25 protein-coding genes are annotated in these 25,337 nt (G+C 53.5%); 12 read left to right on the top strand and 13 right to left on the bottom strand.

Features of this window, described 5'->3' with window-relative positions; genetic code table 11:
• Positions 1 to 484 precede the first annotated feature (484 nt).
• On the top strand, positions 485 to 1,078 hold the full coding sequence (locus tag DXY38_RS13405) for a Crp/Fnr family transcriptional regulator (RefSeq protein ID WP_115072031.1): 594 nt from the start codon (positions 485 to 487) through the stop codon (positions 1,076 to 1,078).
• A 266-nt stretch (positions 1,079 to 1,344) separates the two neighbouring features.
• On the opposite strand, the gene DXY38_RS13395 is transcribed toward DXY38_RS13405, so the two are convergent.
• From DXY38_RS13395 to DXY38_RS13530, 3 genes are all read right to left on the bottom strand, one after another.
• Entirely contained in the window at positions 1,345 to 1,878 is a 534-nt protein-coding gene (locus DXY38_RS13395) for a ferritin (protein ID WP_115072029.1), read from the bottom strand.
• 231 nt (positions 1,879 to 2,109) lie between these two features.
• Positions 2,110 to 2,757, bottom strand: a complete 648-nt coding sequence (locus tag DXY38_RS13390; protein ID WP_244279145.1) for a helix-turn-helix domain-containing protein — start codon at positions 2,755 to 2,757, stop codon at positions 2,110 to 2,112.
• Entirely contained in the window at positions 2,747 to 3,043 is a 297-nt protein-coding gene (locus tag DXY38_RS13530; RefSeq protein ID WP_136988135.1) for a hypothetical protein, read from the bottom strand. The genes DXY38_RS13390 and DXY38_RS13530 overlap by 11 nt, the downstream gene beginning before the upstream one ends.
• A gap of 172 nt (positions 3,044 to 3,215) precedes the next feature.
• On the opposite strand from DXY38_RS13530, the gene aroA reads away from it, so the two are divergent.
• Positions 3,216 to 4,535, top strand: coding sequence for a 3-phosphoshikimate 1-carboxyvinyltransferase (aroA, locus tag DXY38_RS13385; protein ID WP_115072028.1), 1,320 nt, complete (start codon positions 3,216 to 3,218; stop codon positions 4,533 to 4,535).
• Between the two features lie 7 nt (positions 4,536 to 4,542).
• The gene (locus DXY38_RS13380) at positions 4,543 to 5,457 is read left to right on the top strand and encodes an MnmC family methyltransferase (RefSeq protein ID WP_115072027.1); all 915 of its coding nucleotides are present in this window, start codon (positions 4,543 to 4,545) and stop codon (positions 5,455 to 5,457) included.
• A 114-nt stretch (positions 5,458 to 5,571) separates the two neighbouring features.
• Here DXY38_RS13380 and DXY38_RS13375 read toward each other — a convergent pair whose 3' ends face one another.
• On the bottom strand, positions 5,572 to 5,853 hold the full coding sequence (locus tag DXY38_RS13375; protein WP_115072026.1) for a hypothetical protein: 282 nt from the start codon (positions 5,851 to 5,853) through the stop codon (positions 5,572 to 5,574).
• 651 nt (positions 5,854 to 6,504) lie between these two features.
• Here DXY38_RS13375 and DXY38_RS13365 point away from each other — a divergent pair.
• The 3 genes from DXY38_RS13365 (at position 6,505) to DXY38_RS13355 (ending at position 8,704) form a co-directional block, all read left to right on the top strand.
• Positions 6,505 to 6,861 (top strand): hypothetical protein, encoded by a 357-nt coding sequence (locus tag DXY38_RS13365; RefSeq protein ID WP_115072075.1) that lies wholly within the window; start codon positions 6,505 to 6,507, stop codon positions 6,859 to 6,861.
• A 177-nt stretch (positions 6,862 to 7,038) separates the two neighbouring features.
• Positions 7,039 to 8,382 carry a bifunctional UDP-N-acetylglucosamine diphosphorylase/glucosamine-1-phosphate N-acetyltransferase GlmU gene (glmU, locus tag DXY38_RS13360; RefSeq protein WP_115072024.1) on the top strand — a complete coding sequence of 448 codons (1,344 nt, stop codon included), beginning with the start codon at positions 7,039 to 7,041 and terminating at the stop codon, positions 8,380 to 8,382.
• A gap of 127 nt (positions 8,383 to 8,509) precedes the next feature.
• Positions 8,510 to 8,704: a hypothetical protein gene (locus tag DXY38_RS13355; protein WP_038013221.1), complete on the top strand. Its 195-nt coding sequence runs from the start codon at positions 8,510 to 8,512 to the stop codon at positions 8,702 to 8,704.
• A 1-nt stretch (position 8,705) separates the two neighbouring features.
• On the opposite strand, the gene murF is transcribed toward DXY38_RS13355, so the two are convergent.
• The 6 genes from murF to menD form a co-directional block, all read right to left on the bottom strand.
• Entirely contained in the window at positions 8,706 to 10,076 is a 1,371-nt protein-coding gene (murF, locus tag DXY38_RS13350; RefSeq protein WP_115072023.1) for a UDP-N-acetylmuramoyl-tripeptide--D-alanyl-D-alanine ligase, read from the bottom strand.
• 2 nt (positions 10,077 to 10,078) lie between these two features.
• Positions 10,079 to 10,960 (bottom strand): hypothetical protein, encoded by an 882-nt coding sequence (locus tag DXY38_RS13345; RefSeq protein ID WP_115072022.1) that lies wholly within the window; start codon positions 10,958 to 10,960, stop codon positions 10,079 to 10,081.
• 18 nt (positions 10,961 to 10,978) lie between these two features.
• Entirely contained in the window at positions 10,979 to 12,535 is a 1,557-nt protein-coding gene (gene glgA / locus DXY38_RS13340) for a glycogen synthase GlgA (RefSeq protein ID WP_115072021.1), read from the bottom strand.
• A gap of 58 nt (positions 12,536 to 12,593) precedes the next feature.
• Entirely contained in the window at positions 12,594 to 13,154 is a 561-nt protein-coding gene (locus tag DXY38_RS13335; protein WP_371411020.1) for a L,D-transpeptidase, read from the bottom strand.
• Positions 13,155 to 13,354: 200 nt separating this feature from the next.
• Positions 13,355 to 14,230: a 1,4-dihydroxy-2-naphthoyl-CoA synthase gene (menB, locus tag DXY38_RS13330; protein ID WP_115072019.1), complete on the bottom strand. Its 876-nt coding sequence runs from the start codon at positions 14,228 to 14,230 to the stop codon at positions 13,355 to 13,357.
• Positions 14,231 to 14,235: 5 nt separating this feature from the next.
• Entirely contained in the window at positions 14,236 to 15,966 is a 1,731-nt protein-coding gene (gene menD / locus DXY38_RS13325) for a 2-succinyl-5-enolpyruvyl-6-hydroxy-3-cyclohexene-1-carboxylic-acid synthase (protein ID WP_115072018.1), read from the bottom strand.
• An 86-nt stretch (positions 15,967 to 16,052) separates the two neighbouring features.
• On the opposite strand from menD, the gene lepB reads away from it, so the two are divergent.
• Together lepB and DXY38_RS13315 are read left to right on the top strand one after the other, a co-directional pair.
• Positions 16,053 to 16,667 carry a signal peptidase I gene (lepB, locus tag DXY38_RS13320; RefSeq protein ID WP_115072017.1) on the top strand — a complete coding sequence of 205 codons (615 nt, stop codon included), beginning with the start codon at positions 16,053 to 16,055 and terminating at the stop codon, positions 16,665 to 16,667.
• A 15-nt stretch (positions 16,668 to 16,682) separates the two neighbouring features.
• Positions 16,683 to 17,036, top strand: a complete 354-nt coding sequence (locus DXY38_RS13315; protein WP_006852777.1) for a DUF760 domain-containing protein — start codon at positions 16,683 to 16,685, stop codon at positions 17,034 to 17,036.
• Between the two features lie 89 nt (positions 17,037 to 17,125).
• Here DXY38_RS13315 and DXY38_RS13310 read toward each other — a convergent pair whose 3' ends face one another.
• Positions 17,126 to 18,301, bottom strand: coding sequence for a DUF4336 domain-containing protein (locus DXY38_RS13310; protein WP_115072016.1), 1,176 nt, complete (start codon positions 18,299 to 18,301; stop codon positions 17,126 to 17,128).
• 250 nt (positions 18,302 to 18,551) lie between these two features.
• On the opposite strand from DXY38_RS13310, the gene DXY38_RS13305 reads away from it, so the two are divergent.
• Both DXY38_RS13305 and DXY38_RS13300 read left to right on the top strand, forming a co-directional pair.
• Positions 18,552 to 19,601 (top strand): DUF1214 domain-containing protein, encoded by a 1,050-nt coding sequence (locus DXY38_RS13305; protein ID WP_244279144.1) that lies wholly within the window; start codon positions 18,552 to 18,554, stop codon positions 19,599 to 19,601.
• A gap of 612 nt (positions 19,602 to 20,213) precedes the next feature.
• A complete protein-coding gene (locus DXY38_RS13300; RefSeq protein ID WP_115072015.1) occupies positions 20,214 to 21,347 on the top strand; it encodes an aromatic ring-hydroxylating dioxygenase subunit alpha in 1,134 nt (377 codons plus the stop codon).
• 144 nt (positions 21,348 to 21,491) lie between these two features.
• Here the strand turns inward: DXY38_RS13300 and DXY38_RS13295 are convergent, their stop codons facing one another.
• On the bottom strand, positions 21,492 to 21,809 hold the full coding sequence (locus DXY38_RS13295) for a multidrug efflux SMR transporter (protein ID WP_115072014.1): 318 nt from the start codon (positions 21,807 to 21,809) through the stop codon (positions 21,492 to 21,494).
• Positions 21,809 to 22,177: a multidrug efflux SMR transporter gene (locus tag DXY38_RS13290; RefSeq protein WP_244279143.1), complete on the bottom strand. Its 369-nt coding sequence runs from the start codon at positions 22,175 to 22,177 to the stop codon at positions 21,809 to 21,811. The genes DXY38_RS13295 and DXY38_RS13290 overlap by 1 nt, the downstream gene beginning before the upstream one ends.
• A gap of 449 nt (positions 22,178 to 22,626) precedes the next feature.
• Between DXY38_RS13290 and DXY38_RS13280 the strand changes: the two genes are divergently transcribed.
• Positions 22,627 to 23,172, top strand: coding sequence for an amidohydrolase family protein (locus tag DXY38_RS13280; RefSeq protein WP_115072011.1), 546 nt, complete (start codon positions 22,627 to 22,629; stop codon positions 23,170 to 23,172).
• 117 nt (positions 23,173 to 23,289) lie between these two features.
• Positions 23,290 to 25,326, top strand: a complete 2,037-nt coding sequence (locus tag DXY38_RS13275; protein WP_115072010.1) for a hypothetical protein — start codon at positions 23,290 to 23,292, stop codon at positions 25,324 to 25,326.
• The last annotated feature ends 11 nt before the right edge of the window (positions 25,327 to 25,337 follow it).

Below are 25,337 nucleotides of genomic sequence, written 5' to 3'. Positions count from 1 at the left end.
GGAGCCAAAAGGCCCAGGGCCGCTGGGGCCACCAGCAGTTGATGGAAACGTTTCAAAATGATCCTCACACAAGTGGACGCAAAATGCGTCGACATAAATTTAATTGTTCTTTCCTGATGTTGCGATAAAAAAATGACACTTTCTCCCACTGTACAGCACTATTCTTTTTATCAAAAGGCACATTTGTACGTGCCATTTGATACGTGCTTTGGCAAGTCTGTTTCAGGGGCTAGACAATGACGTGGCTATTTATTTGAGAATTGGACAAAACAAAATTCACTCTAAGAGCGTCTTTGGTCGCTCTGGCTGCGCTTGTGGCAGTTGCCTTCGTGATGGCAAGAGGAAAATGCAGCCGTTTTGGGGCAGGAAGGGTCGAATTCGCACACAATCCTCTTCAACAAGGTAACGCTATTGAGAATCGATTGCAGAAGGGCTCAAATTCGGGTATATTGCTATCAATTCTCATTAGCGTTTAATCCACTCCGTGAGCTTCCGCTTTCTGCCAGACGACCCCACGTCTTCGATCCAAATCCCCACGGGGCAAACCGTGCTTCTTGACACGCACGGACGCAGCGAGTGCATGAAATTGAATGTGCTCGAGGGTATTGCCAGGGTGTATTGCCCTTGTGAAGAAACAGAGGGAATGACCCTTGCCTTCTTGCAGACGGGCGATCAGCTCAGAACGGATTGCTTATGCAGTGACGGTATTTGCGTGGAGGCGATGACGCCTTTGAGGATCGAGACCAAATCGATGGAGCCGTCTCCGAATGGTTATGACTCCGTGAATGAGTGGACGTTGCAACTCCTGAGAATCCGTCATTTAGGGCAGGCAGAACAGAGGCTTCATGCCTTGTTGAGTCTGTTGGTGAATCGGCTAGGTAAGCGCTATGGAGAATGGTGCAATCTTCCTTTTCGTCTCACCCACGATCGAATTGGTGAACTGATTGGATCCACCAGAGTGACGTCTACGCGTTTAATCTCCAAGCTGCGCAATGGTGAAATGTTGGTGACTCATTCTGGAGAAGCCACCATGAAGCTGTCTCCCCAATTGATTGAATCCAGTCCTCTGGGCTTTTAATGAATCCGATGCATTGCAATACAAGTGAAAGCCTCATGCTTACGTTGAGTCATGAGGTTGAACATTTAGCCAATTATCAGTGCATTGCCATTGAACGCATCATTAAATCCATCAGTCCATCATTGAAACAGCGTTTAAAGGATGAGATGGAGATGATTCATCAGAGACTCGAAGAAATATATAAGACTTTTGATGCTCTTGATCTTGAGCACCTTACCCTCGGTGCTCGTTTGCTCTATGAGCAAAACAAACGAGCACTCCGGAGGTCAACCTCGTTGCGTTTGACCTGCTCTTAATTCGTTGTCGATCACGAGCAAAGCTGTGGGGTCACCATTCGCGAACTTTACTCGTCCAAGTAAATAAGCGAATTGATCTTCGGATTGGATTTGGGCTTCCATCAATGGGTCAAGGAACACGGTTGTTCTGGTATCGCTATTGCGTTCAGCCATTGCGTAGACGCTTTGGATCGACGACGTTGTGTCGGCTTCCATCTGAAAGGCTGTTTCCATCAACGAGACTAAATTCTCCCAGGTTTGCCGTGGTGCCTCCAGTGATTGCAGATTGTTGGACTGACCTCGAGCAATCAAATATTGGGTGAAATGCACGGCGTGCGACTGTTCGTCTTTCGCTTCGGCATCAAAAAACTGATAACACCCTGCCAGTTCTCGTTCCGCGCACCAAATCGACATCGCTAAGTAGGTAATGGAGGCATACCTCTCCATCGAAACATGTTGCTGAATGGCGCTGAGCAAATCTGGATTCATGGATTCGGCCAATGCACGTCCGTTAGGGCCTGGCATCACTTCGGTTGAACTCTGTATCGGTGAATTTGTTGTTGACATATTGAACATTCCTACGAGTCAAAAAGCACCTTCGAATTATTGACTTTTTTGACTATTTCGTCAAGCAGTTCTGATTCATTTGTGCGCTTTCGACCATGTATAATGAGAGTCAGTCTCAACACGGAACGAATGGCAAGACCTCAGGGTTCTCAGGAAGGACTTGGCATCGAAAAAATTACAAAAAGGGTTTCAAGCGTTACCCTTTTTAGTAAGAAAAAGGGATGTAAAAAATCCAAATGTTCTAAATGGAAAGGTGGCCATTGCAAATGTGGTCGAGGTTGATTGCATCCACTGTAGATGCTCAATAAAGACAGATTCTTGCTTCATTAATCGTTCGCTTACGAGGATTTCCTTGTTCCTTTTGTCAGAGCTGACGAGTCCCTTTTCTTTCATTAATCCTATTTGTCGTGTAACAGTGGAGCGGGTGCAGCCGACCAATAAGGCGATTTGCGAGTGGCTTAACTCGAAGGGAAGGGTGTAATTTTCTTTGCCCCTTTTTCCGAAAAAATAGATTAGGATCGTGATCAAACGACTGATGCGAAATTCGATTTGTATTGATGACTTGATCATGCACAATATCAAAAGCCAGCGATTATTGAAAACAGAATCTGTTTCTTTGCTGCAACCGTCGTTGGGTGAAATTTGAAATTTTACTCTGTTTAAGGCTTCTAGCCGCAGTGAATACTCCCCTAGCCTGATTTTTTCTATCTTTATAGACTCTGCCCCAATAAATCCAATCGGGAAAAGCTCGTGATTGATTGTTGAGACGAGGCAGACCTGTATGACCCCTTCTTTTATGTGTATGTAACTAGCGGTTTTGGTCTCATCAAGATCCAACAACGTGATATCTAAACTCTGACCTCTTTTGAGGCAATGCAATGGATGTCTGTTTCTCTGTTCTGCTGACTCTATCTATTTTATTTGCGCCAATGGCTATCAAATGAATCACGAGATTGTATAAAATGATTTCTGTGTGTAACGGCTTTTGCTTGGGTGTAGCTGTGATGCTCCATTCTTTTTCTGGCCATTGTTGATGCTCTTGTTGGATGTTGGTTAAATCTTTAGCACATTTGATTTTATTTGATTGCTTCTGATTTTGTTCTCGCTCTTCAATGGGGCTCACTGTTGTTGATGTTTTATCTCTTTCTCGGACTATTTTAAATAGGGTTTTGTGTGTGCTTAGGCGTGTCTTTTGCTGTTTGCACCAAGCCTTGGTGACAACTTCAACTCGAGTCCAGAGCGTTTGAAGAATGAGCTAATAGGATTGATTTCAATCAACCACAGGCTGTTCAACGGTGTCTGGATCAAATGGCTCCCCAAGGGATCTGAAGGCAGGTGGCAGCCTCCGTGGCCGGGTCCGCGTTCCAGGAGATAAATCCATTTCTCATCGTGCGCTCCTCTTCGGCGCCATCGCAGAGGGCACAACCACTATTGAAGGTCTCTTGCCCGCTGAGGATCCGATCAGCACGGCTGCCTGTTTGCGCTCGATGGGGACAACGATTTCCCCTATTCAGAGTGGCGAAATTGTGACCATCGAGGGCGTTGGCCTCGATGGTTTGCAAGAGCCTTTAGAGATCCTCGATTGCGGCAATTCCGGAACTACGATGAGGCTGATGCTTGGTCTGCTCGCCGGCCGGCAGGGTCGCCATTTTGTGTTGACCGGTGATGCTTCTCTCCGTCGTCGTCCGATGAACAGGGTTGGACAACCCTTGTCTTTATTAGGGGCCGATGTGCGCGGGCGTGACCACGGGAATTTGGCTCCGCTTTCTGTTCAAGGTCAAAGGCTGAGAGGTGCTGTGGTGGGAACACCTGTGGCCAGCGCCCAGGTGAAATCTGCCATCTTGCTCGCTGCCCTCACCGCTGAGGGAGCAACGAGCGTGATCGAACCAGCGCCCTCTCGAGATCACAGCGAGCGCATGCTCAGAGCTTTTGGTGCTGACCTTGAAGTGGGTGGTGAGATGGGTCGTCACATTCTGGTTCGACCAGGCGCCACCTTGAAGGGACAACATGTTGTGGTGCCAGGGGATATCAGTTCGGCTGCCTTCTGGCTCGTTGCTGGTGCCCTCGTTCCTGGAGCGAATATCACGGTGGAAAATGTGGGATTAAATCCCACGCGCACTGGCATTCTCGAAGTTTTGGACTTGATGGGTGCTTCTGTTCAGGTTTTGAATCGGCGCGATGTTGCCGGTGAACCTGTAGGTGATCTTCAGGTGAGCCACGGTCCCCTGAAGGCTTTTCAGTTTGGAGAAGAGATCATGCCCCGTTTGGTGGATGAAGTTCCAATCCTGAGTGTGGCGGCTTGTTTTTGTGATGGTGAAAGTCGTATCAGCGGTGCTGCTGAGTTGCGTGTAAAAGAAACGGATCGACTGGCTGTGATGGCGAGGCAACTCAAAGCGATGGGCGCCGATATCGATGAGGATTCGGATGGTTTGACGATTCGAGGCGGTCAGTCCCTGAAGGGTGCTGAATTGGATAGTGAGACCGATCATCGTGTGGCGATGAGCCTGGCGGTTGCTGGTTTGATGGCCTCGGGGGATTCAAGGTTGAGCCGCAGCGAAGCAGCGGCTGTGAGTTATCCCAACTTTTGGGACGATCTAGAGAGATTGCGTTGCTGACCCCTCTGTGCTGAGTGCTCGCCTCACCGCAGACGGAAGCTTCAGTTTGCATAGCGACAGCTTTGCCGAAAGCTTCCATAGTTCTGACGGTGCCCTTAAAGAAGCGAACAGCAAGTTTGTTCTGCCGGCCCAGCTGGATCGCTTTCCTGATGGCAGTGATTTGCGCGTTTTAGACGTTTGTTTTGGGCTGGGATACAACACGGCTGCCCTGATGTCGGCCCTTCCCAATGCGGGCGGGCCAAGTTTGCAATGTTGGGGGTTAGAACTCGATCGATCTCCTTTGCGGTTGGCCCTGGCTGAGCCGACCTTCCAAGCTCTTTGGCCTCCCCACGTTGTGGCTTGCTTAGAGGCACTTTCAGCTGAGGGCTGTTGGCAGGATTCGGATCGTCAGCAGTCTGTTCAGATGCTCTGGGGCGATGCGCGTCAGCAGCTGCAGAACCTACCCAAGGATTTACAACTGGATTTGATTCTGTTGGATGCTTTTTCTCCTGGAAAATGTCCCCAGCTCTGGAGTGAGGAATTTTTGCAGAGCCTTGCCTCTCTACTTGCACCTGGGGGTCGGTTGTTGACCTATTGCAGAGCAGCAGCAGTACGAAATAGTTTGCGCCATGCCGGTCTCGAGTTGCGCTCGCTGCTTCCTAAGGCAGGTGAAAAATCAGGGTGGAGCTCTGGAACCGTGGCGTTATGTTCCAAAGATCGAGATCAGACTCCACCTGAAATGGGCCCTGGTTGGTGTGGCTTGAGCGTGATGGAAGAGGAACATCTTCAGACGCGGGCGGGTGTGCCCTACCGAGACCCGTCAGGCACCGACGTGGCCGCTTCGATCTTGAAGCGACGCCAACAAGAACAGGCTTTGTCTCATCGGTCTAGTACTAGCGCTTGGCAGCGAAAGTGGGGGTTGCTGAGAGAAGCTTCTAATTAAAGACTCGTAATCATCCGACTAGATGGACAAGATGGCGGACAACACACGTTTGAATCCATCAGTTGTTCTTCTAATTTGTTGCTTACTTTTTATGATTACTGTTCTTTCTTCGTCTTAGTGGCTTTCTTCATTGAATGGCATCATTTTTTGCTTAGATTTGTTGATTAGGATTGCTTCTTTGGCGTTCTCCATCAGGTTGGACTGTTCAATGCGTGAAAAACTCCTGCGAATACGAGTGATTTTCTTTTTTCTTTGTTCTGTTGTAATTGGCTCATCATCGTCTGTGATATCAATCCCAAGGCGCTCTCTTTCTTCAATGTGGTAGATGGCTTCATTCGCTTGTTCGATAAATCTGGATCTTCTGTTGGATGCGTATACGTTCTCTTGATTTATCACTTTTCGTCAATACATTGATTCTTAATGACTTTACTCGTAGTGTTTGATATCTTCCTGCTTGTTCTTAAACAATATGTTGCTGACCACAAATAGTATTGATTATTGTTTCAACTTTGCACAGTCATGTCCGCATAGCTCTCAAAATCTGGATTCATCTCCCAGGCCCCTTGGTAAACGCCTGTTCTGCAGCTCGTAACGTGATTGCAAGCAAAGCAAGCACTGCCATAGCAGTCCTTGGATAACCGTTTGTCTTTCTTGATAGCTTTAAATCGAAATAGTGCGTCTATGTATTCACACCTGTTTGAATGTTCATTCATGTGATGTTTTGTGCATTCATGCATTACTTCTGACATTGTCATATTCCATGCATTCGCGTAATCTTTTAAAAGGCTATGGAATTCGTCGGACATTTGTACTTGAACTTTTTTCAATTTCTCGTTAATTGAGTATCGATTCAACTGTTGAAGATTGTGTCCTATTTTAATGTAGCGGTTGATACCATCTAATCAATATTTATTTTGTGGTGTGTTGGTATGCCTCTATCTTTACAGCTTGTTCCTTTTGCGAATCAATAAATTGTTTTGCAAGGGCCTCAGCAGGTTTCTCTGATAGGCCCAGTTCGAGTGCTTGGCCGCGAAAGTGGCAGTGTTAATGAATTGCCTCGTTCATACTGGAGAATTAGTCGGATTTCGTTTGCGCAAGCTCTTATCAGTCGTTGCTGCAACGTCTTTGCTCACGGCCACTCCATCGATTGCCACTCCTGCTCTCGACGGTCTCGAGATCAAGTTGCGCGGAGAGGCCCAAGGTTGGCTGAATGCCACTTGCACGTATTACGGGCTGGGTTGGCTCCAGCCTGATCAGGGTCGTCAGGCTTTAAAACGTTTGATGCTGTTGATTGCTGCCCACCAAATCGGAAATTTGGAGGTGGATGATGTGAAGGCTGCCGCATTAGCCCGAGACCCAGGCTGTGAGGCAATCTGGCCGGAAGCGTTTGATGAAGGCGATTAAGTCTGTTTTTTAGGGAGAAATATCAGAACCAATACCATCTGAATCGTGATCAGATTGTTGGCTCAGCCTCCTCCCCGCTGATCAAGTTTTAAGCGGAGATCTGAGTCCTGCAGTTGCCTGTTGGTGTTCCCAGAATCTGCTTCCACCGGTAGATTTCGCCGGTCTTGCTCCCGTTCCATGCTCGCCGTTGCCGTTCTTGCTGCTGGGAAAGGCACGCGTATGAAAAGTGCGCTTCCGAAAGTGCTTCAACCCCTAGCGGGGGCCACTTTGGTGGAACGCGTGCTCGCCAGTGCCCGGAACCTTGCGCCAGAGCGCCGGCTGTTGATCGTTGGCCATCAAGCGGAGCGTGTGGAAGAGCAGCTCAGCTCCAATGGCGGATTGGAATTTGTGCTGCAACAGCCACAGAATGGAACTGGGCATGCTGTCCAACAGTTGTTGGCGCCTCTCCAGGGCTTTCAAGGCGAATTGTTAGTGCTGAACGGTGATGTTCCACTTCTGCGAGCCGAGACCATTGATGCATTGGTGAGCACGCACCGCAGCAGCAAGGCAGATGTGACCTTGTTAACGGCAAGGCTTGAGGATCCCACTGGATATGGCCGGGTGTTTGCCGATGCCAATGGCCGGGTGAGCGGAATTATTGAACATCGTGATTGCAGCGATGAGCAACGGTCCAACAACCTCACCAATGCCGGGATCTATTGCTTCAACTGGACAAAATTGGCCGAGGTCTTGCCGAAATTGAGCACTGATAACGATCAGGGCGAGCTCTACCTCACCGACACAGTGCAGCTCTTAGATGTTGCGATGCAGATGGAGGTGAGTGATCCCGATGAAGTGAATGGAATCAACAACCGCAGGCAATTGGCTCAGTGTGAGGGCGTTCTGCAACAGCGCCTTCGTGATCACTGGATGGACGAGGGTGTGACCTTCGTGGATCCTGCCAGTTGCACCCTCAGTGAGGACTGCAGCTTTGGCAGTGATGTGGTGATCGAACCACAAACGCATCTGCGTGGAGCCTGCCGCATTGGCGATCACTGTCGCCTAGGTCCAGGTAGCTTGCTTGACAATGCCGAACTCGGTTGCGATGTCACGGTTGTGCAATCCGTGGTGCGCGATGCACGGGTTGGCAACGATGTGGCGATCGGGCCTTTCGCCCATATCCGACCAGCCTCGGAGATTGGCGATTCTTGCAAGATTGGAAATTTTGTAGAGATTAAAAAGAGTGTGATCACGTCTGGCAGCAAGGTGAATCACCTCAGTTACATCGGTGATGCTCAATTAGGCGCCAATGTGAATGTGGGAGCTGGCACGATTACCGCCAATTTTGATGGCAAGAAGAAGCATCTCACCGTGATTGGTGAGGGCAGTAAAACGGGGGCCAATTCTGTGCTAGTTGCTCCTGTTGTGATCGGCAAAAATGTCACGATTGGGGCAGGATCCACGATCACCAAAGCTGTTCCAGATGGTTCGCTCGCGATCGGTCGTGCCAAGCAATTCACCAAGGAAGGTTGGAACGCTTAGGGCTATTCTTTTCGATCTTGATCACTGGTCTGTTGAAGGCGGATCTGAATCAACAGACTTTTTTCACAGCGTTCCCTTGGCCAGCGTTCATTGATGCGTAAGCGTGGGGCGACAGGTTATGAGTTCCATGTCTGATCAAAAGCTGTTTACCGTTCGTTATCGCGATGCCAGTAGCGATCGCCACGAACAGTCCTTTTATGCCGGCGATGCCTTTGAAGCGCGGGTTTTAGCGATGGAGGAAATTCGCTACATCCATGACCATCCCCATGCGATTGATTTGATCCGCTGCGAAGAGCACGCGGATGTGACCAAAGCCGCTTGACCTAGAGCTCTGGTAGTAAAGGCAGCAACCGTTCCAAGGCAATCCCTCGACTGGCTTTCAAAAGCACGGTGTCTCCAGGCTTCAGCCATTCCATCAGAGGTTCAGCAGCCTGCTCGGGCGTTTCTACCAAGCGAAACCGTGACAACGTCGAACTTGCATCTGTGATCGCCTGGGCTTCTCGTCCGCTAGCGACAGCCACCAATCCATCCAGGTTCAAGCTTGCAGCGTGATCGATGATCGCCTGATGCAGGCGAACACTGTCGTCTCCAAGCTCCAGCATGGTGCCGAGCACGGCAAAGCGTCGACCTGGTTGAGACGCCAATAAATCCAACGCCGCCAACACCGCTTCCGGTGAAGCGTTGTATGTCTCATCGAGAATCGTTAATGCACCGATCTGTCGCCGGCGATTGCGACCTCCTGGTACGTCTACATCCAGCTGTTCAAGATCTGCAGGAGACACGCCGAGACTGTCGGCGACGGCGAGAGCCAGCATCAGGTTGCGCGCATTATGTCTTCCTTCCAGGGGGCAGTGGTAGAGGTGATTCCGGAGAGTGATCTGCCCAGTGGAAGGGTTGTAATCACCGAGATCATCAGCCCCTTGATCAGAGTTGTTGGCATCGTCAACCAGCGCCACACGCCGGACGCGACCACTCCAACAGCGAGCAAGGGCCGCATCCAACAGCGGGTCTCCAGCGGGAATGATGACAAGGCCATCGGTTGAAAGGGCTGCTGTGATCTCGCATTTGGCCGAGGCAATCGCCTCGCGACTGCCTAAGCGACCAATATGTGCTGTGCCGATATTGGTGATCACGGCAATCTCTGGTTCTGCACAACGCGACAAGCGTTCAATTTCCCCGGGCCCGCGCATCCCCATCTCCACCACGACAGCGGCGTGGTGCTCTTCTATCCCGAGCAATGTGAGTGGAACACCAACGTCGTTGTTGTTGTTGCCGATACTGGCTTGCACGGCTCCCAGTGGTGCCAGTGCGGCGCGAATCAGCTCTCTTGTGGTGGTCTTTCCGGCGGAGCCTGTGACGGCCACAACAGCGCAGTTCAGGTTGCGCCGCACGAGACAGGCGATCTGTTGGTAGGCCTCCAGCGTGTCGTCCACGCTCCAGTGGAGCAAGCTTTGCGGCACTGGGATCTCACTATCTCGGGCGACCACAGCGGCCTGGATTCCTTGCTCCGTGGCAGATGCGAGGAAGCGATGGCCATCAAAGCGTTCACCGCGTAACGGCACAAAAAAGGCGCCTGGAGTGAGCAGTCGGCTATCCGTGCAGATCGGTCCCAAACGTTGTTGGAGGTTGGGCGCTTCGCCATCACCCCGTTGTGGAGGCCCCCAGAGCGAAACGAGATCAGCGAGATCCAGCACCTTCAAACCCTCTTTGGATCGAACACGATCATGCCTCCACCGATCCTTGCCGGTCGAGCCAAGAGATCTTGTTGGTCATTCACAAGACGAAGATCGGCGTATCCCTGGTCTTCCAGTCGGTTCCACCAGGCTTCGGCCAATTGTTGGCGTTGCTCTGGAGACCGTTGCCTCCAAGCCTCCGCATCGATGACCAGGGTCACGGCGTTGCGCTCCGGTTGGGGTTGGGCCGAAACAATCAGGGCTGATCCCTGGTTGCTAGCTGAGCTGCTACCTGAGCTGCCAGCTGTGCTGCTATCGGAGCTGCTCTCTTCTGCCAGAAGCTCCAGGAGAGGATCAAAGCGCAACAGGTCTGAGGTTGGCTCTGCCGAAGGTGGCTCGAGCTCCAGGTTGCTCAGGTCAGGATCTTGTTCAGTGGTGCTGAGCGCTTCTGGGCCACTGGTGTTGGAGCTGGTGCTGGAGCTGCTGGGCATGGTGTCTGTTGGGGCGCCCACCATGCCCTCGTTGTCGAGATCGGTCTCCAGGTTCGTTGGGATGGGCAGGGGACGCGCTTCAGGGAAAGGGGTGGTGCGGACGCGCTCTACCTCTGGAGGTGAAGGCGGTGACTGGTCGCGAAGGATCTCACGCAGTTGAATCCCGCCTAGGACAAGCAACGTGAGGATGAACCCCAGCAGCGCAGGCCAAAACAGGGACGCCAGTGTCTCTGGCCAGAAGGCTGGCACTGAAAGATCGCCCTCACGGTTTCGGCGCCAGAGCTCTTGGCTCCGTAAGCGCAGATCGGCGCTTACGGCCCGCAGATCTTGGCCCAGGGCCTTCCAGGGACTGTTGTAAGGAGCCGGGAGGGCACTTTCGTTGTCAGAGGATTGCGGTTCGAAGGAATCCTGCATTCGTGGTTGCCTGCACCATCAGCGTCGCTGACCACCAAACAGTCTGGCTATGGGGTTGCGTGAACCCGGACCCTTGGACAGGTCGTCTGTGGGTTGTTCAGAGCTACTGGTTGGGGCTTCGCGTTGGCCTTGAGCCAAGGATGGATCCGCATCCTGGCCTTGGGAAAACTGTTCAACGACAGCGGCATCGGGACCTGGCTCCTTGAGGCCACAGACCTCCCGGTACATCTGGTCGTATTCCAGGGCTGAACGCGCCCAGCTGTAGTCCTGCTCCATGCCCCGTCTCTGCAGTTCGCGCCAGCTGTCTTGATGGCGGAACGCTTCCCAGGAGCGCACGAGAGCGGTGAAGAAGTCCACGGGATCGAATCGATCGAAGCAGAAGCCCGTGCCGCTTTGCTGGGCTGGATCGTGCGGTGGAACCGTATCGACCAAACCACCCACCTTTCTCACCACAGGCACGCATCCGTAGCGCATGGCGAGCAATTGACTGATGCCGCAGGGCTCAAACCGACTGGGCATCAGGAAGGCATCACTGCCGGCATAGATCAAGCGTGAGAGGTCGTCGTCGTAGGTGAGGAACACCGACACGCGTCCTGGATGGCGCGAGGCCATCTGCCACAGACCGGACTCCAAGCCGCGATCACCGGTGCCCAGCACCACGATTTGGGTGTCGGTGTAGGCGAGCAATCGATCGGCTACTTGCAACAGAAGATCGACGCCTTTTTGATCAACCAGACGGCTCACCATGCCCAGCAGATAGGCATCGGGTCTGACTTCAAGCCCCATGCGCTCCTGGAGCACCTGCTTGTTGCGGACGCGACCGGACAAATCATCGGCACTGAAGGTGGCGGGCAAGGCCCGATCGGTGGCTGGATTCCAGGCCTCAAGATCAATGCCGTTGAGGATGCCGCGCAGCTTGCCGGAGATGTAATTGAGCAACCCATCCAGCTTTTCGCCGTATTCCGAGGTGCGGATCTCTCTGGAGTAGGTGGGTGACACCGCGTTCACGCCATCGGCGTAGAGCAGGGCGGCAGCCATGGTGTGGTCGCCTTGCATGTACCAAGGGCACCAGGTCATCCGGTCCAACTTCCAGCGCCAGGGGCCCTGGTATTTCAGGTTGTGGATGGTGAAGACGGTGCTGATCTCAGGGTCTTGGTGCATCCAGACCGGAATCATCCCGGTATGCCAGTCATGGCAGTGGAGAACATTCGGCTTCCAGACGTTCCAGGAAAATTCAGCCGCAGCACTGGCAAAAAAGGTGAAGCGCCAATCCTCATCCTCTCCGCCATAGATCCGCTCAGGATCAAAGACCGGATGGCCGACGAGGTAGATGGTGAGGCCGTTGGTGGGATGACGGGTCTCAAAGACCGCGAAATCGGTTCCCATGGTCTGGCCACGCCAGATCGGTTCCGTAGGGATCTCCAGGCGAGACCAGAGCTTGCCGTATCCCGGCATGATCAAGCGCACGTCGTGCCCAAGAGCTTTCAAAGCCGGGGGAAGGGATCCGACCACATCGCCCATCCCACCGACTTTCACCATGGGGGCGCATTCAGCGGCGGCAAACAGCACGCGCATGGACGATCAAACCTGTAAGCCGCGAGACTGTAGACGCTTTACCGCGTTGTGATCGCTTTCAAGGGAGCACGGTCACCTGAGTTCCAACGCGGACGAGATCGAACACCTCTTGAACGTTCTCCTCATAAAGACGCACGCAGCCATGGGAAACGGCCCGTCCAACCGTCCAGCGAAAGGGTGTGCCGTGGAATCCGGCCACGGTGCAGCCATTGATGTCGAGGTATTGCTCCCCGTCCCAGCCAGTGCGCCCCTTGCAATCGCGGTGGAAGCCAATCCAACGTGACCCCAGAGGATTCTTCTCGCTTTCTGCATCCACAAGTTCACCGCTCACCGGATGGGTCCACACCGGTTCCTTCACCTTTTCAAACACCCTGAAGCGTCCGGCAGGGGTCTCCCAGCCTGTGGTGCCCACCGCCGCTGGAAAGCGGCGCGTCATCAGGCCATCCTTCAGCACCAGGAGTTGGTGGTGCTTTCGGTCGAGCACGAGCTGCAAACCCTTGCGCTCCATCACATCATCGGGAATGCGGGCCAGCGAGGCCGCATCGCTTAAGGGGATCGCCAGGGGCGGAATCGGATCGGATTTGCGTTTTGGGACCTCTTCCTGAGCCTTCACCAACAACTCGCCCTCATTCCCTCCTGGGGTCTCTCCCCGTAGCTCTTGCGCTGAGCCAACGCCTGCCGATCCAACGCCTGCTCCTCCAACGAGCAGATAGAGGGTGGAAGCCAGCAGGGCAGCACGCAGTCCCAGGGCGGAAGCTTGCTGTTGACAACGCATCGGAGCAGGCGAAACGGGCTTCCAATTTTTAGCGAGTTTTGCGACTAAGGCAGCCATGGGGTGTCGGAAAAATCTGGATTGCGTTTCTCGAGGAAGGCATTGCGACCCTCCTGGCCCTCTTCCGTTCGATAAAACAGGTGGGTGGCCTGTCCGGCCAACTCTTGGATGCCAGCTAAGCCATCGGTTTCGGCATTGAACGCTGCTTTGAGGCAGCGGATGGCTGTGGGACTGTGCTGAAGCACCTCTCTGGCCCAGAGCACCCCTTCGCTTTCCAGGGCTTCGAGCGGAACCACCGCATTCACCAGTCCCATCCCTAGGGCCTGTTCAGCGCCGTACTGACGGCAGAGGAACCAGATCTCCTTGGCTTTGCGTTGTCCCACCACGCGAGCCAGATAACCGGCCCCGAAGCCGCCGTCAAAACTGCCAACCCGCGGCCCGGTTTGACCAAACACAGCGTTGTCCGCCGCCAGGCTGAGATCGCAGAGCAGGTGCAGCACCTGACCGCCACCGATTGCGTACCCCGCCACTAGGGCGATCACCACCTTGGGCAAGCTGCGAATGATGCGCTGAAGGTCGAGCACGTTGAGGCGTGGCAGGCCTGTTTCGTCGAGATAACCCCCATCGCCGCGCACGCTTTGATCGCCGCCTGCGCAAAAGGCGTAACCCCCATCGGCTGCCGGTCCGACACCGGTGAGCAGCACCACGCCAATGCGGCTGTCATCGCGGATCCGGGCAAAGGCATCACAGAGCTCCGAGACCGTGCGGGGCCGGAAGGCATTGCGCTTGGTGGGCCGATTGATCGCTAGCCGGGCGATGCCCTCATCACACCGATCCAGCAGCACATCTTCGTAGGTTCCCCAGGGCTGCCAGTTCACCCCGCTGGATCCTGGGAGCACCTGTCGGATGACGGGCTCTGGCATGGCGATCAGGAAAGGCTGATGCTCTGTTGTAACGCCTCACGGAGATCGAGGCGACGTTGGGCGTCGCTGCTGCGATCGGTACAAACCCGCAGAAGGGCTGGACCAGTCCGATCCAACCCCCATTCCAAAGCGGTGGGGAGATCATCCAGGCAGGCGAGCTGACGTCCGGGGATGGAGTGGGCTGCGGCGAGAGCGAGGGGGTCCACCTGTTGGGGCATGGCGAACAGCTGGTTCAATCCATCGCTGGAGGGGGTTTCAATCGGCAGCTGTTCAAAAATGCCGCCGCCGGCGTTGTCGATCAACAGCACAAACAAGGGCAGCTGAGCGTTGCTGGCCAGTAGCCAGCCATTGCTGTCATGCAAGAGCGCTAAATCTCCTGTGATCAGCAGCGTTGGACCGAGCTCAGCCGCTAGGCCCAGGGCCAGAGAGAGGGTGCCATCAATGCCGGAGGCGCCCCGAAAGCTGTAACAGCGCCTGCGGCCGGTATCGCCTGCGGCAAAGGCTTGCCAATCGCGCACCGGGCTGCTGGCAGCGAGCATCACGGGCAGCTGAGCTGGCAAGAGCTGAGCCAAGGCGAGCATCAAGGCGGGTTCGTTGGCCGCTCCACGGGCTGGCAGCAGCTGGGAGAGGCGCTGTTGGAGATCACGATCTGCTCTGCTCCAGGCCTGAATGAGTGTTGGTTCAACAGCGTTGGGCTTGGTGCTGAGCTGGGGGGTGAGTTGAGGGCGGAGCTCTTGCCACCAACGCGCCATGCCGCCGCTCCACTGCTGCGCGACCTCGAGGGGGTCAAGGGGCCGTGGGTCCCCCTCTGTGATCAAGAGTTGTGGGCCCTTTTGGCTGGCAAGCCAGGCCTCGAGGCGACGACTGGCCGGCATCGATCCCAACCGCAACACCTGGGCATGGCTTGGCAGCTGGCTCAAACTGTTGGGGAGCAACAGATCCCAATGGCGGATCACGCCTCCTAAGCCGCTCGGGATCGCCGCGAGGGGATCGGCGAGCACGGGCCAGCCACTGCGTTGTTGCCAGGCGATCAAGGCGGCCTGATAGGCCTCAAGGTGGGGGCTCACTCCCCGCCAGGGCCCGGCGACGATCACACCGGGTTGATCAGGATCCAGGCTTGGTGCGGCGGTTTGGGGGGTGGGAGTCCAGAGCTCCGGGTTAGCGGCATCAGCAGCGAGGGCCTGGGAGCTGTTCCATTGCGTCCAAAACGCCTTCTGTTGAGGCAGATCGGGGAGCAGGGGCTCCTCAAAGGGGCAATTGAGATGCACAGGACCTGGCTGTTGATGCAGATGCCGCCAGGCGGTCTCAGCGAGGGCTCGCAGCTCGTGATCCAGCCCGTTGCTGACGCCATCCAAGGGCCCTGATCCACACCAACGGCAGACCGGGGTGAGAAAGGCTTCTTGATTCACGGTTTGATTGGCCCCTTTGTTTTTGAGCCTTAGGGGGCGATCCGCGCTGATCAGCAACAGGGGCTGGTTGGAGCGATCCGCTTCTACGGCGGCCGGCAACAGGTTGGCCACCGCCGTTCCGGAGGTGGTGATCACGGCCGTGGCAACACCCGATGCACTGGATCGGCCGAGGGCATGAAATCCAGCTGATCGTTCATCGATCGCCGTGCTGAGCGTGATCAGCTCGGCGTGCTGCAAGCCTGCGGCGGCAAGGGCTAAGGGGCCGGAGCGACTGCCAGGGCAGAGCACCACGTGGCGCAGGCCCTGTTGCTGAAGGGTCTGGAGCAACAGGACAGAAGCCTGCAGATTGGCGAGGGCCTGGGTCAGGAATGCGGCGGTGGCTAATGCGATCCTCGGCTAACGCAGAACCGGCCATGGCACCTACTCCCAACTCAGAACCCAAGCGCAACGGTTGGAAAGGCCTGGTGGTGTGGGTGGTGTTGGCCCTACTTCTGCGCTGGCAGGTGATTGAACCCCGTTGGATCCCCTCCGGTTCGATGTTGCCCACGCTGCAGCTGCAGGACAGGATTTTGGTGGAGAAAATCACGCCGAGATTGAATCGCCAACGCCACATGCCGATCGGCTTGGGCCAAATCGTGGTGTTCGCCGTGCCACCCCAGCTTGTGGAGGCTGGTTACGACGCCAACGCGGCCTTGATTAAACGCGTCGTGGGACGTCCTGGAGACACCATTGAAGTGCGAGATGGGCAGTTGTTGCGCAACGACATCCCTGTGCCAGAAGACTGGATGCCTGCGGCAATGGATTACGACCAAGGACCGCTCAACGTGCCGCCAGGGCAGTACTGGGTGTTGGGCGACAACCGCAATGCCAGCCTGGATTCTCACGTGTGGGGTGCTCTGCCTGACGAGAGGGTGATTGGTACCGCGGTTTGGCGTTACTGGCCCTTGAACAGGTTCGGTCCGATTCGGTTCTCACACCAAGATTCCGAGGTTCCGCCCATCGCAGCTGCGATAGGGTCTTACGACTGACGAAAGGTGGGCAGGATGTTCAATCCAGAATTCCTAACCACGGACAGCCAGGACGGCCAGCCCGTTAACAGCTTGATCCAATACCTCCAGGACCAATCTCCGGATGTTCTGCAGAGGGTCGCTCGATCCGCCAGCAACGATATTCAGGACATCATTCGCCATAACGTGCAGGGTTTGTTGGGGATGCTCCCCGGCGAGCAATTTGAAGTGAAAGTGACGGCCAATCGCGACAACTTGGCCAACATGCTGGCCTCCGCGATGATGACGGGCTATTTCTTGCGTCAGATGGAGCAGCGCAAGGAGTTGGAAGAAACGCTGTTCGCTGATGATGAAATGGCTGTTAATCCAGACGACGATCTGAATCTGTAGAGCTTTCTTGAAGCGTTTGGAAGGCAAATTTGCCTCTCAAACGATCACTGATCGTTTCAAATCATCCCCTATTTTTGATCCAATCAATCCTATTGAAGGGGGTTTTCGGGGACAACGCCAAGCTTTAAAAGGCGCTGATCGATGCTACCGAGGAAGCTCCAATTTCCTTCATTGGGTGCCCAGTTTTTTTGTTGTAGTTCCGTTCGTAAAGCCTCTGCCTGTTGAGCAGTGAAGGACAGGGGTGCGCTGTAGTGGGCGGGGATCAACCAGCGCAGATCTGATCGGGATTCCAGTTGTTGAAGCCAGACGTTGATCGCTTGTTGGGCTCGCGGTAACACCAGCCGTTCCAGCACGGGAGCCACCTGCACTTTGGCGGCCTCGTCTCCCATTAAGGCCGCAGCGTCGTCACGCCAACCGTCTTGCCAATCGAAGGGATACAGCCCGAAGTGGGCTTTCCATGAGCGCAATCCTGGCCGGAAGGCATGGCGAAGCATCTCGGCAATGGGTGGCACGCGCAGGCAATGGGGACGGAGGAAAGAGGCAAACAGCACCAATCGCGCCCAGCCACGCCGGCGAGCCTCGGGGGAATCACTCAGCGGTTGATCTCCCCGGTTGCGGGCATGGAACAGCAAGGGTGTGGGATCGCGATCAAAAATCGCGGGTGGTGTGGCCTCAATGCCCACGAGGGCGTCGGTAATCAAGAGGGCGCCACTGGGTTGATGCAAGCAGCTGATCTCCTGAAAACGGCCCACACCGAGATCGAGGGGGCCAAGCGAGATCCATTGGCACACCTCCGGATGGGGCACTCCATCGCTGAGCAAAATTTTGGTGCGTTCAGCCGGCACCCCGAGCCAACTCAGGGGCAGCTGCACCGGAAAACTCCACTGGCCTGGACACACCCACACCTCAGCCTTGGGGAACTTGCGAGCGAGCGGCCCCAGTGGAAGTTTGTGCTCCAAACCGGATGCGCTGGGCAGCACGATCGTGCACACGGGTCCGTGGTCCGCTTCCAGGGCCCTAAGGCCAGCAACCAATTCAGCCGTTGGTGGCAAGGGGTTCACTAGCATCAAGCCGCCGGGCACCTTCACCACGGTGAGCCGAATTGGCACCGCCACGTAATAGATGCCCTGGAGCTGCTCGAAGCTCCACAGCTGGCCAGGGATCAGCTCTTGAAAATGGGTGGGGCGTTTGCCATAGGGATACAACGGCAGCAGCGGCCACCAGGGCCAGCTCTGATCAACAGGTTTGGTGCCGGTTGCAGCCACTCAGTTCTGGTTCCGTACCTACGATTCTGCCCAGAGACGGTGCCAGTAGCGGCAACTTGGGACCATTTTTGGTCTTCTGCCGAGATGCCTTCAATGGCATTCATAGGGCCACCACCAACACCTCGAGACGCCGGCAATCAAGGCCAAAAGCGAATTGAGGTGTCGATGACAAAGTCGGTGACATCAGTTGGATTGCTGCAAAAGTTTCCTATTAAGGACGAAGACCGCGTTCCCCTCAAGAATTTCTGAGATGTCTCACCGCCTTCGTCGTTTCCTCTGTCTCCTGCCTCTGCTGGCTCTGTCTCCAATGGCCGGAGCACAGGAAACTGTCGAGTCCTACTTGAGGGAGTATCCGAATCAGGAACAGGTCAAGATGATGAACACTTGGCTGGAGAAAAACGAGAAGGGGAGCTTCCAGTTCACCGGTTTGGTGGATCCCAGCGACACGACGGTGGTGACGCCACAAGCCACTGTCGACTACGGCTACAACTGGTTTTCGATCTCAGATGGCCCGGCGATCCTGACGATGCCGACTTACGACAAATTCTTGTCGGTGTCGGTCTTCGATATGAAGCACAACGTGCCGGCTGTCATCACCAACCCAGCAAAGCCGATCCTCCTTAAGCGACCAGGCCAGGCGGTCCCCGCAGGTGACTTTCTGGTGGTCGATCTGGAAACGGATCAGGGTCTTGTGCTGACCAGGATGGTCGTTGTCGACAATCTTGACGCCGTTGTCGCGTCCCGTAGCCAATTTCAGATGCAGGGCGGCAAGGGAGACATACAGCGTGAGGTCAAGCAATTCAGTTCAGAGACGACAAAGAACGCCCAGGCCGTGATCGATACGGTGATCTCCTATATCAACCCCGATGAAGCCTTCGGTCGGGTCAGCGGCGACGTCAGCTTTCTGGACCTCGCAGCAGGAGTCAAACTGGGTCAACTTGGAACGCCTGCGGATACGGTCCGTTACGGCACCATCCTGGTCGACGACACTGGCGCACCACTTCGAGGTGATGCGACCTACACCCTGACTGTGCCCTCTGGTCTCTACAAGCCAGGTGGCTACTTCTCCGTGACCCTCTACGGAACCGATAACAAACTGCTGATCCCAAACGATCTAAAGATCTACGACCAGACCACATTCTCCTCAGAGCCGAACCAAGACGGCACAACAACCATCACGCTGAGTCCTAGTGGGGGTGGCAAAAATGGAATCCCCACCGGCAAAGACTTTTATGGAGTTCTTCGTGCGTACGTGCCAGCCCCTGGAGCGATCATGAAAGTGAAGGTCCAGAAGCAGTAGCGAAAAACGGCTGAGATAGTTGCTTGTTCAGGAATGACTATTCGAGCGGCAAGATCACGCCGTTCGAAATCTTTTTGTCGATGTTGCCAAGTCAGGAGTTTGCTCATCATCCAGCCCAGTTGCACCACAAACCAGAGACCACTCAGGGATCACTCCCCTTCACTCCACAGAAAAAGACACTCCTGAGTGGTAGCCGCTGCGACCACCAAGGCAAGTGATTGTCCTTGGGTTTGATACCGATTGCAGCCACTAAGCTTGGGTTGATTAGCAACGATTCCCGGCGGAAGGGGCGACCCTTAATTTGCCGCAAGTAGGCTTAAAGATGCTTTTACTAAGTATTTTCATGGCAGATACGTCTATAATGAAAAATGCAAATAATTCTCTTTGCGGTAAGCTTGAGGAGTTGCATTGTTTCTAACATTTAGAATTGTTGTTCATTTTGAGAGTAACATTGAATGAAAGTTCTGGAAGTCGATGTAAATGTTATCGTGAATTGTATAGTGGCATTTCTATTAATTAAATCTCGACTAAATTGGCTTGAGCTGGTTTTATCTGTAAAAAAAGTCAATAGAGCTGACCCTTGCTAGATAGGAGTAAGTCATAGAAGACAGCGTGCCATCCGATCAAACCTGGAACAGGGACGGCTTGCCGGCTTGGAGCTATCGCAGCAGTTCCATGTTTGAACTTGAGAAAAATCGTGTGTTTCTCAATCACTGGCATGTGGTTGGGCACGTCAATGACCTGAGAGAGCCAGGCGATTGGCTGAGTTTTGATCTTCTTGGTGAGCGGGCGATGGTGATTCGCGGCAAGGATGGTCAGGTTCGAGCCTTTCACAACACCTGCCGTCATCGCGGTTCGCGTTTGGTGGAGGGTGAACAAGGTCATTGCCGTGGCGCTGTGATGTGCCCTTTTCATGCCTGGGTTTACACCCTGGAAGGTGAGCTCAAAACCCCTTCCCAGCCCGACAAATTTCCAACTCTTGATTCAACGGAATATGGCCTTCAACCTCTTGAATTAGAGACATGGAGAGGCTTGCTCTTTCTGCGCTTCGAGAGTGGTCCCCAGCCTTCGATCGCAACCATGATGAAGCGGCATGAACAGGAGCTGAGTGTCTATCCGCTTGAGGATCTTCAACCCACCGATGGGTTGTACAGCAGTCCGGTTGTTCCAGTGAATTGGAAGGCGATGGTGGATGTGGATAACGAGTGTTACCACTGCCCGAGTGCCCATCCAGGTCTGACGGACCTGTACGGCCGCAGCTACGAAGAAGGCCCTTGGCTAGAAGGAACGCACCGAATCCGTGGACCTTTTAACGAGAAGCCATCTCGACGCGAATTAAATCAGGGCTACCGGGAGTTAGTGAGTCAGCATCCGGAACCCTTCAACGCCATGCCTCAGGCCTGGCTTTATATCGGCTTGTTTCCGGTTTCTTGCTTGGTGTTTTACCCCGAATCGGCTGGTTTTTACCGCTCGATTCCCCTCGATGTTCAGACATCAGTCATGACAGGTGCCACCTATAGCTACGCGGGTGAAAGTGAAAGTATGCGGTTGGCGCGTGAGCAGTCTGCCTTAATCGATGGGGAGGTGATGAGTGAAGACAAACATGTCTGCGAGCTTCATTATCAAGCGACTGCTTCCAAGTACTGGGAGAAGGGATTACTGGGAGATTCAGAAAAAGCGTTGCGTGAGCACCATGACATGCTAAGAGTCTTAATTCCAGAATTGAGTCAACGTGCTCTTTCTTGATCCATGTGGCCTGACCAATAACACCCCCTATTCCTAAAAGAGCCAATTAAGCCAACAGGTGATTCATGGCCGTGAAACTCTTTGCTGATTGCTTGTTTACTCAAAAAAATATTATTTTTGAATCATCCTTGGAATGCTGCTGATTTATGTTGCGCTCATAATGACTAGGCCAATTATGACGAGAGATAGCCCAATTGCCATTCTCCAGTTAAAAGTCTCTTTGTAAATCAAGACACCAAGCAGTGAAACGATGGCCATTCCCAGGCCTGACCATATGCCATAGGCGATGGCGAGTGGGATTCGGTTGAGTGCTTGACCCATTAAAAGAAAATTTAGGATGTATCCGGCGAATGCCCCGATTGTTAGTAAAGGACGAGTTAGACCATTGGATCCCTTGAGGGAAGTTGTTCCGATGTTTTCGGAGATGATGGCCAAGAGAAGAATTAAATAACCGAACCACATTAGATTGATTCTCCTTGTGCAGAATTCAGTACAAGAATGCCCGCTGCGATGACTGCTAGGCCGATGACTACAGATGTGCTCAGCGCCTCTTTAAATACAACGATTCCTATCAATGATGAAGTGATCATGCCAAGACCAACCCAAAGCGCATAGGCAAAACCCATAGGCAGGATGCGCATGCATCTCCCGAAAAATATCAGCGAAAAGACATAACCAATGACAGCAAAGATTGTCGGCCCAAGTGATGTAAATCCTTCTGAGGCTTTCATCGCTGAAGTTCCTAATTGCTCAGATGCGATCGCTAGCAAGAGCTCAAACAGTGCAGCACGTCTTTTTAAAGGCATCGGACGTGAATCAGTAATTGACAATGAAAATATTGAGAAGAGTCCTTCACTATAGCATTCAACTATCTGACTCAACGTAATGCGCTCTTGCGTATGATATTGAATCAATCTATATTTAAACTTACCTTCAAATCCAGAATCTTCATTATAAGATCAATGAATTCATCGTTTGCTAACGATGTCAAGACAAGGCTTGTAGGTGTCAACGACTGAACAGCATGTACACAAATGGGACGATTGATTGCCGATGCTTCAGCGCTGATCCTCAGGTTGGATGTGGCACTTTGCAGCGGCACGTTCAAGCGGTCCAGAAACAAGTGGCCCAGCAAAGTCTATGGATCCATCAAAATCGTATGAGCAGCGTTTTCACCGCCAGCGCTGCTAACAACAGAACAGACTCAAATCACAGCAACATGACACCAGTGAATCGGGCGGATGTGCAGGCGATGGTTGGCGCATCAAGAGCTTGAGCGATGGTGAAGCAACAGCGCACTCCAGCCATAACGGAAACCTCAGAGAAAGAGCCAACCCTTCACAAGATCGCTCTCGAAGAACACTTCTCCATCAGAGAACTTCTCCCCACATCAATGGAGTTTGAGTTTTTCGACCCACAGGTGCTCGACGTTATTGAATCGTTGCTGCCTGAATTGGCTGAAAAACGTCTCGCCAATATGGACAAGGCCGGGATCGAGATTGCCGTGCTGTCACAGACTGCACCGGGAATTCAAGCGATCTCCAACTCGCCCGATGCATCCGCGATGGCCAGACATGCCAACGATGCTCTCCACACGTCAATACAGCTGCAACCTCGGCGTTTCAGAGGCTTTGCGGCGCTGAATCTGCAAGATATCGATGCCGCTTGTGCGGAACTGAAGCGATGCGTGAACGAGCTGGGTTTCGTTGGAGCTCTCGTTAACGGCAGCACACAAGGTGAATACCTCGACAATCCCCGATTGGATCCACTCGCGAAGACGATGATCTGCAGAGACACAGCACGGATGCTGCTTCATCTGGATTGACATCCTCATGCCTGCCGGCTGGAGCGATCATGTGAGCCCATTCGTACTAGAAGCTCTCCAAGGGGATGGCAAGGGTCGTCAACCCCAGTAACAACAGGGGATCTGCCTATTGATTTCATGGTCCTCACCCCCGCCTTCAATCGAGGACTGTTGATCGCTGGATTGGGAATCTGTCTCGCTGGCTTTGGTGGTGAGCAAGCGGCTCAAGCGAGAAACCACAGGGCGTTACGCGGCTCTGTTTCTGTCATGGGGAGACCTGTGGCGAATGCTTCGATCACCCATTGGACAACGCAAGGCGGGACACAGCCCGAGAAGGTCAAGGTTGTTCGTTCAAGGAACGATGGAAGTTTTGATCTGGCTTTTAAGCCAAGCAAGGGAACCGTTCATTACCTGATCGCATCAGGTGGAACCGTGAACAATGCCAAGGTTGATCGCCTGACCATGCTCACTGTTCTCGATGAAACAGTGAATAAAACAGTGAATGGAACAGTCGCGATTAGTGAACGAACGACAGTGGGATCTGTTTGGCCCAATGCTCAGCAATTAAAAGGTGATCAACTGATCGGCAGCAGAAATGCTCTGGCCATTGGTTCAGGACATGTCAAGCACCTAATCAACCCAAGGACGGGAGCATTTGGGGAGACCTTGCTTAACGGATTCAATTTATTGAGCTCAGAAACTGCTGCGCGTATGAATGTCCTTTCCAACCTTCTAGCGCTCTGCGGAGATCCTCAAAAAGCACAAGCCTGCACCCAGCTCTTCTCCCTCACTGAAGCGACGAATACTCTTGATGCAATGACAAACATTGCAAAATTGCCTTGGAAAAATACCGGTAAATTATATCGGCTGTTTGATGATAACTATCCTCTTGGTACAAACTCTGATCGAAGATCGGAGGCTTCTCTCCCCTATCTAATCTTTCAACCTGAGAGCTTTGCCCTTTCGATCAGACTGCAGGGTGGTGGTGCATTTGCACTCGGAAAGTTGAGCTTTGATCAGAAGGGTCATCTTTGGAGTGGGGCCAACTGGATTCCTGGATCGCAATCAGGCGTGGTCAATAGCATTGGTGGCGGCATGTCGCACTTTGATCAAACGGGAACAGCACAATCACCGGCCATTACTGGCTATAACGGACAGGGGTTGGATGGGGTTGGATGGGGAACAGGAATCTCAAAAAACTATGCGTGGGTTGGCACATTCAATAACAAAGTTGGTGTGTTTGACCTTAAAGACGGAAGAGCTCTTGGGCCTGCAACGATCGATCAAGACGTTGGCCAGCTTCAGGGAATTGCAACGTCTAAAAATGGTGATGTCTGGATTGCAGACAACACTGGAAATCACATGATTCATTTTCCTGGAGGTGATTTCAGGCAAGGTGAACGCATCTCAATCGCTGGGCTCCAAGCGCCATTTGGAGTGGCAACAGACGATCAAAACCGAATTTGGGTGAGCAGCAGCTTCAATAACAAACTCACCGTGATTGAGGGTGATTCACCTGATCAATACAACACAGTCACGGTGGCACTTGGAGCCCGTGGTCTTGCGATTGATTCCAAGGGCAACGCGTGGCTATCTCAACAATCCAATTCACCTACGGGGGCACTGCCACCAGGCGCAGTCATGCCACCAGGCACACCTAACCCACCGCAACAGCCCAAGACAATCATGGAAGAATTTGAGGCTGGTGCTGCTTTTGCTGCGGCCAACCCCACACTCCAAACGCTTGGAAATCTTGCCTTGATCTCTCCTGATCTTGAAATCATCAAAAATGGAGTTGCTGGTGAAGTCGCATTTGTGCCATGGGGCGTCACGATTGATGGAAACGACAATGTTTGGGTTGGCAACCTCTACGGCCAAAGCCTGATCCATATCTGCGGAACAGAGCCATCCACATGCCCTGAGGGAAAAACCACTGGCGACGTGATTCATAACTATCAAAGCGGGGTGATTCAAGTCACGACAGATGTTGTTGTTGATGATGCTGGCAACATCTGGAGTGCCAATAATTGGTACGACGCCGATGTTGTGATCAATAAAAGTTACAACCCACGCACCTCCACATTTCCAGGTGGACAAGGCCTTGTGGTGACCTATGGCGTCGCAGGACCTGTACAAAATCCTCTCTTTGGTGCGGTGCGTAAACCCAATCCTTGACGTTCATATTC

The organism is Synechococcus sp. UW179B, assembly GCF_900474245.1.
Classification (GTDB): domain Bacteria; phylum Cyanobacteriota; class Cyanobacteriia; order PCC-6307; family Cyanobiaceae; genus Synechococcus_C.
Note: the sequence above shows the minus strand (reverse complement) of the source record. Positions and strands in the feature narration are given on the sequence as shown.